Raw genomic sequence first — 6,573 nt, forward strand, 5'->3', positions numbered from 1 at the left:
AACTAAACTGCCATTTACTTTAATAAGAAAAAGCTACCGAAGTAGCTTTTAGGTTGTTCAACTATTGCACCCGTTAGTTTAAGAAGATTTTTTTTCTTCTTTCTTTCGTTTTCTCCTGTAGAAAAAATGCCATATATAAAAGATAGCCAAAAACGCACAATAAAGAATCCACTGATAATAATTTCGTTCACTATAATATATAATGATGATTCCTATAATAAACGTTGGTACAGCCAAATAAACCCACATTCTGTCTTCCTTATTTTTAAACATATGCTTCCACCCCTCGTTTATAACTTTCTTAAACTAACCTGCCATTTACTTTAATAAAAAAAGCCGCATATAGCAGCTCTTGATCTTCAACTAATGCAATGCGTTAGTTACATAAGAATATTTTTAATAAGTTGACTCTGTTAAACTAAAATGTTGAATTTTGCGTACTAAAGAAGACTGTATTCACCAAACAGTCTTTTTAATGCTTTTTTAACTTAATCCATATTCAGATCATCTAAACGAATTTCAACGACTTTATCCGCCAACCAAAATTCAAGTATCTTCTTGTTCTTTTTATCAACATATCCGATGGTATCGCACCCTTGCTCGACATATTTAAAATAATTTGGTCCATATAACGAAATGATCTTTTCTTTTGAATCGCCTAATCCGATTCCCTTACTGGTTTTAAGGTCAGACTGTTTTTCACTGTCATTGATATTACCGATGGCTAGTCTGACGATTTCTCCTTTGTTTTCCCCATTGATGATGGAAGCAGTTGTTAATCCATTTTTCCAAAAGTAGTAATCGTAGGCATCATTATCATCTTTTTCCAACGGTTTGCCAAAGCGTTTTGTGTAAGCTGAAGTATTAATATTATCGTGTAGCTCTACTTTATCGAAGATTTCATTTGAAAGGTCTGTGGATTTTACAAATTTTGTATAGAATGGACCGTCTTCAAAGAACCTATACGAATTAACAATCAAGCCAAATGCAATTAAAAAAATAAAAACGAAAATCATTTTTTTCTTCATAGAATCTCCTAACATTTACCCTTAACACATATATTTTACCATAAAATTCCAAATAATTATTCAACTAAACTGCCATTATGTTGAATAAGAAAATGCGATCTTCTATTGAAGTATCGCATGCGTTAGTTGGTTAAGAATTATATTATTTCATCAAGAATATCGGTAAGTTTTTCCTCTGAAATTACTCTTAAACCGTTTCTTTTAAGTAATGCTGTTGTGACACCATTTCCAACAACTTTCTTAGCTTTAAATTCACCATTATAGATCATGGCACTTCCACAGGATGGACTGTACTCCTTAAGAACAATTATAGTTGCATTAACTTCTTGAGCTTTCCTTAGTGTATGGTAAGCCCCTTTTATGTAAAGTTCTGTTACGTCTCTACCCGATTTCTCAACTACTTTTGCTTTCCCATCAAGAACATCTTCTCCGTAACCACCTACTATTTCTGCAGGCTCTCTTGGTGTTAAAAAACCTCCAAGTAATTCAGGACATACAGTAATAGCTCTATTTTCTTGTAACAATTTTTGAATCCTATTATCTAAACTATGGGAACCGTTGTATCTTACCTCTAAACCAGCTAAACAAGAACTAACTAAAATCAATGATTCCACCTCATTAAATAAATACTTTTTAATGTTGTTGGTATAACTTTACTTTATAATTACTAAAACAAAAAAAATCCATTAGTTGGATATCAATCTATTGTTTTTGTACCTTTTATATCATTACTTATCTTTTCAAAACAAATGTTAACTGTACGTTCATTTGAACGAGTTCGATGCATTGTGTTAGCTGGAATCGTAAAGATTTCTCCTGGTTTTAAAGAGATGGTTTCATCGTTTTCTAAGTCAATAAAAAGTTCGCCTTCTAATACATAAAATAATTCATCGCAATCCTCGTGTTTATGCCAGTGAAAATCACCATTTATTACAGCTATTCTTAGTGCGTGGTCATTTACTTCACTTACGATGAAATTTGTATATTCCATTTGATCCTGAGTCAATTTTTGCAGGTTAATTACTTCTAATTGTCCTTTATTTTGCATAATCTATCTCCTTTAATATTAGTAAATTCTAAATCAAATGAACAAATTAACTTTACCACATTTTGGAATTACCAACACTTCCTTTAACTATTCTGTCATTTACAAATAAAAAAGCTGCAATTAAGCAGCTTTGATATGCAACTAACGCCTGCTTTAGTTACTTAAGGGTTTGAAACTCAAAAATGGAAAAATGTATAATTAGTAGCAAAAGTTATGTATGAAACAACACACAAAATTAACAGTTTTAAAGTCTTGCGATTTAGAAAAAAGATATAAAAATAAATTAAAGTAAAACTTACAAATGATATTATTTCTGGAATTCCTTTAAAATGTTCTCTATATTGTGCACCAACAATAATTGATGCTAATAGAAGATAAAATGCTGTGTAATTAGTTTTTTGTTTCATAATTACCACCCTGTTGTCATCAATTATATACTCTTACATAACTAATATTCGTCGTAAAATCAATAAGACCTTGTTCAACTAAAGCATGCGTTAGTTGAATAGAATTTGAGTGTTATTCAATAAGCTATTTAATTTTACCAGTGCTTCACTTATTTCTTTTTTTAGTTGTTGTTCAGATATTTCAAAGGCAGTTTCTTGTCCAGGAAAACATTCGTGCCAATAACAATCAACTGCTTCAAAAACTCCATTTAATATTCCAAATAGTGTGCTGCCCATTCTTTCTGTTTCATTTTTAAATATCTTTAGATAATCACGTTCGAAATCCTCTACTGTAATTACCTCATTTATAAAATCCTCCATTAACCTTTTATACTTAAAAACAAACATTTTCTTACCTCATTTATATATTTTCTTTCAATCTATTCTAATGATATTCCTTCTTCAAGTAAACTAAAATAGAGCTGTCAAAGCAACTCATGTCATGCAACTAACGCATGAATTAGTTGAACAAGGAATTGCGAAATAGAGGATGATCGAATAATGACCATCCTTTATTTGTTTTTCAACAACGCATGCGTTAATTGTGAAATTTATTTAATTTATGAGGCAAGCTTTTGTAATTTTTTCTTTGTTTTTTTTACTGTTTTTGGATAATACCAAATGATAAAACCACTAATCGTTAAGATGAGTAAACTAAATGCCAAAAGATCTAATAAAATACATAGATCTAATGTTGTATTACCAAAAATAAATACACCAGAATTAAGACTTGATACTTTTTTATCAATTCCAAAAAAACTTGGATGTCTTACAATAAATCCAATGATGCTTACCCCTGTTAATAAAAGTGATGTACTTAAACCAAGAATAATATGAATCTTCTTAAAAAATTTATACAAATCTTTACTAAACATTTAAGCTATTTCCCCCAGTTAATTCTTGTTTCTGTTGTTTTAATAGAAAATTACATCCAATGATTAAGGACATATACATTTTGTTGAAATTGATAATCATTGTCAATTTGATATTTTAACAGTAATAAAGAAATAAATAGAATCGGGAACTAAAATAAAAAATAGAAAAGATTCATGCAATCTTTTTTGATCCTTATTCAACGCATGCGATCGTTCGATTAGCATTTAAAGAGGTCTTTCAGTCTCCCGTTCCTTTTGTGCTTAATCCATTTGATGTAGGAGTAATTCCTTAAAAAAACATAAATTAATAAAAGTGAAATTAGGTTCGCTTGCTATATAAGTTGCTGAAGACATTAAAATTTAGTTAAAATTTAATCTGAAAAATTATAATTTCATTATGTTTATTGACAAATATAAGAGGGTAAAATACACTTCTAATGTCGATAATGATTATCATTATTATTGTGTGAAACTGGGGGGAATTAATGTGTTAAAGAAAATTTTAAATATAAAAACTATTCTTATATCAATCTCTTTAATAGTGTTAGTAAGCGTAATAGTATGGCAAGGGGTGAATTTTCATGGAAATCCAGATCCAACTGCTAAAAATTTATCTCCAGGTGCTGCTGTAATTAACACAGCTATCCTTATTTTTCGTGAAGGATTAGAAGCTGTTTTAGTATTATCAGCGATTATTTCTGGTTTAGTAAAAGAGAAGCAAGATAATTATTGGAAACCAATTTCCGCGGGAGCAGGAGTATCTTTCTTAGCTACAATTGTTACATGGTTTATTGTTGTAGCAATTATTTCTTCTGTTAGTGCTTCAGAGCTTCATATTCAAGCTGCAACAGGAATTTTGGCTGTCGTTGTTTTATGTATTATTATGAACTGGTTCTTTCATAAGCTTTACTGGACAGGTTGGATTAACCTACATAATTGAAAAAAACAAAAAATAACAACAAATACAGTTGAAAGTGTTGCAAAAAATACATTTTGGTCTTTATTTTTACTTGGTCTTACATCAGTATATCGTGAAGGATTTGAAGTAGTATTATTTCTTCAAAATCTACGTATGAAATTAGGAAACGACGTAATCTTACAAGGGGCATTGATTGGATTATCATTAACTCTGATAGTGGGTGTTCTTACTTTCTTAGCACATAAACGTTTGCCATATAAAAAAATGTTGGTATTTACAGGTGCACTTTTAGTTGTTGTATTAGCTGTTATGGTAGGAGAAACAGTTCAGGAAATGCAACTAGCAGGATGGATCGGTACAACTACAATAAACGTTCATTTTCCCGATTGGATGGGAGTTTGGTTCTGTATATTCCCAACTGTTGAGACATTATCTTTACAAGTTATTGCTGTTATTTATGTAGTGGGTACATATTTAGCTGCTCGTTACTTAACTAAACGAAAAGTGAATAGTAAACAATCTCAATCAGCTTAATCTATTCGGAAAAAGAGTTGGAATATCTAAAACATATATAGAGGTTACAAGTTATCCAAATATAAAGCCTGTATCTCTGATTACAGAGTAATCATAGATACAGGCTATTTTTTTGATCCTAATGCAACTAACGCATGCGTTAGTTGTATTAAAAGAACTAAAAACTTCCACGAATACAAAACTAGTTTATTTTAGAGAAAGTTGGCGTACTTTGTTTTTTTTATTGCAAAAGCTATTAATAACAGGCATTCAAACCCGATAATAAAAACTCCGATCTTAATATGGCTGTTTACACTGCTATACATATGTGTTTTAATGATGTGCATCTCATTTCCTGTAATATAAGTTGAATTTATCGCATCTCTATAGTTTGCATAGTCCATTGAAAAATCAATGGTTGTTACTAAAAGTAGTGATAAAGGAACAATTATTGATAACAATCTTATATTCATAGTTGCCCCCTTAAAGCAATGAATAAAATCCATTTAGTAATAGTATAATTCTACATTTTATTTTTAAGTCCTTGTGCAACTAATGCATGCTTTAGTTGTATAAGATTCATTTAATCAATGGTTTATATACTTTGAATAATAGCTTTGGAAAACTTTATATATCTCCATTAATTCATTAATTTCATCACTTAATATTTTTTCTATTTCATTCAATTGTTCATTTCTTAAATCAACTGATTGCATGCTATTTTCATATATGTTTAACATTTCATAAAATAACGTACAATCAATCTTACAATTAAAACAACAGTCAGAATAGTAACCTGATTTTAATAAAAATGTATACCAAGAAATTTCATTGTTTTTATATCTTAAATAAAGACATGCTAAATGGAAATTATTATATTTTATATAATAGTCAGGGCTTAATGTTTCTAAATCAGAATAAGCATATTCAGAAATGATCTCCCGTGCACTCACTGAGTTTTTAGTTACCGATAATTCTAAAATCCAAACAGGTGGATTTTCTAAAGACTCAATAATTGAATCACACCATAAATAGTAGTGTTTGTAACAAATTAATCCTGAATCGACCATCTCAACAATTATTTTAGCAGTATCTTTACTTAGATCTACACACATTCTATGACTGTCCCCTTATTTCGTATTTCTCTCTTAAACAACCATTGTTCCTATATAACTATTGCATGCGTTAGTTGCATAAGAAATGAAAGGTTTATTGATTTGATAACAATCCAACTATTCTAATTACCTCAACTTCACCCACTTTACTTGACCCTTCCATAAAATAACCTTTGGTTCCAATCTTAATCTTATGTTTATGAATTTCTTCCCTCATTTCAGGCGATAAAATCCACATCCTTGCTGTACCCGTTTGGTTAACTGAAATTTTGTAATCTAATAATACATTTCCATCATTATCCTCAAATTCAGGATATATCATATATATACCCGTTTCATTAATATCGTCTTCTTGATATGCAAAATCACACCTATAACCCTGTGTGGGCAAATTCTGTTTTCCACCTTCTTCATGTGAATAAAATCTATAATGAACATTGAAATCCTGAGGGTGCCCGCTTCTTTCTTCGTATGGTGTCCACATATTTTCACCTCATCAATAAAAAAATAACATTTCTACAACAAATATAGAGTTACCGAAACTCCTTCCTTAACAATACTGCATTTACTACAATAAAAGAACGAGTTGGAAGCTGATCTACAACTAACGCAGTCTTTAGTTCAATAAG

The 6,573-nt window shown here is 30.0% G+C and carries 11 protein-coding genes; 2 read left to right on the plus strand and 9 right to left on the minus strand.

All coding sequences use genetic code 11. The features are described 5' to 3' along the window. Positions 1–488: 488 nt before the first annotated feature. The 6 genes from COI44_RS23365 to COI44_RS23390 all read right to left on the minus strand — a co-directional run bounded on the left by COI44_RS23365 (position 489) and on the right by COI44_RS23390 (position 3,397). Positions 489–1,028, minus strand: a complete 540-nt coding sequence (locus tag COI44_RS23365; RefSeq protein WP_098430031.1) for a hypothetical protein — start codon at positions 1,026–1,028, stop codon at positions 489–491. A 137-nt stretch (positions 1,029–1,165) separates the two neighbouring features. Beyond that, entirely contained in the window at positions 1,166–1,633 is a 468-nt protein-coding gene (locus COI44_RS23370) for a 2-thiouracil desulfurase family protein (RefSeq protein ID WP_098430032.1), read from the minus strand. Positions 1,634–1,725: 92 nt separating this feature from the next. Further along, positions 1,726–2,076 carry a cupin domain-containing protein gene (locus tag COI44_RS23375; RefSeq protein ID WP_097975359.1) on the minus strand — a complete coding sequence of 117 codons (351 nt, stop codon included), beginning with the start codon at positions 2,074–2,076 and terminating at the stop codon, positions 1,726–1,728. Between the two features lie 176 nt (positions 2,077–2,252). After that, positions 2,253–2,483 carry a hypothetical protein gene (locus COI44_RS23380; protein ID WP_097975358.1) on the minus strand — a complete coding sequence of 77 codons (231 nt, stop codon included), beginning with the start codon at positions 2,481–2,483 and terminating at the stop codon, positions 2,253–2,255. Positions 2,484–2,573: 90 nt separating this feature from the next. Beyond that, a complete protein-coding gene (locus COI44_RS23385) occupies positions 2,574–2,870 on the minus strand; it encodes a colicin immunity domain-containing protein (protein ID WP_098430033.1) in 297 nt (98 codons plus the stop codon). A 212-nt stretch (positions 2,871–3,082) separates the two neighbouring features. Further along, positions 3,083–3,397, minus strand: coding sequence for a hypothetical protein (locus COI44_RS23390; protein WP_098430034.1), 315 nt, complete (start codon positions 3,395–3,397; stop codon positions 3,083–3,085). Between the two features lie 487 nt (positions 3,398–3,884). Here COI44_RS23390 and COI44_RS24775 point away from each other — a divergent pair, with 487 nt between their 5' ends. Together COI44_RS24775 and COI44_RS24780 are read left to right on the plus strand one after the other, a co-directional pair. Beyond that, positions 3,885–4,337 (plus strand): FTR1 family protein, encoded by a 453-nt coding sequence (locus COI44_RS24775; RefSeq protein WP_286164066.1) that lies wholly within the window; start codon positions 3,885–3,887, stop codon positions 4,335–4,337. Positions 4,338–4,349: 12 nt separating this feature from the next. Continuing rightward, positions 4,350–4,850, plus strand: a complete 501-nt coding sequence (locus tag COI44_RS24780; RefSeq protein WP_286164067.1) for an FTR1 family protein — start codon at positions 4,350–4,352, stop codon at positions 4,848–4,850. A 191-nt stretch (positions 4,851–5,041) separates the two neighbouring features. Here the strand turns inward: COI44_RS24780 and COI44_RS23400 are convergent, their stop codons facing one another. From COI44_RS23400 to COI44_RS23410, 3 genes are all read right to left on the minus strand, one after another. Further along, positions 5,042–5,302, minus strand: coding sequence for a hypothetical protein (locus COI44_RS23400; RefSeq protein WP_098430035.1), 261 nt, complete (start codon positions 5,300–5,302; stop codon positions 5,042–5,044). A 114-nt stretch (positions 5,303–5,416) separates the two neighbouring features. Next, entirely contained in the window at positions 5,417–5,944 is a 528-nt protein-coding gene (locus tag COI44_RS23405; protein ID WP_098430036.1) for a hypothetical protein, read from the minus strand. A gap of 94 nt (positions 5,945–6,038) precedes the next feature. Next, positions 6,039–6,428: a hypothetical protein gene (locus COI44_RS23410; protein ID WP_098430037.1), complete on the minus strand. Its 390-nt coding sequence runs from the start codon at positions 6,426–6,428 to the stop codon at positions 6,039–6,041. Positions 6,429–6,573: the final 145 nt, after the last annotated feature.

The sequence above is a fragment of the Bacillus sp. AFS088145 genome, assembly GCF_002564465.1.
Classification (GTDB): domain Bacteria; phylum Bacillota; class Bacilli; order Bacillales; family Bacillaceae_G; genus Gottfriedia.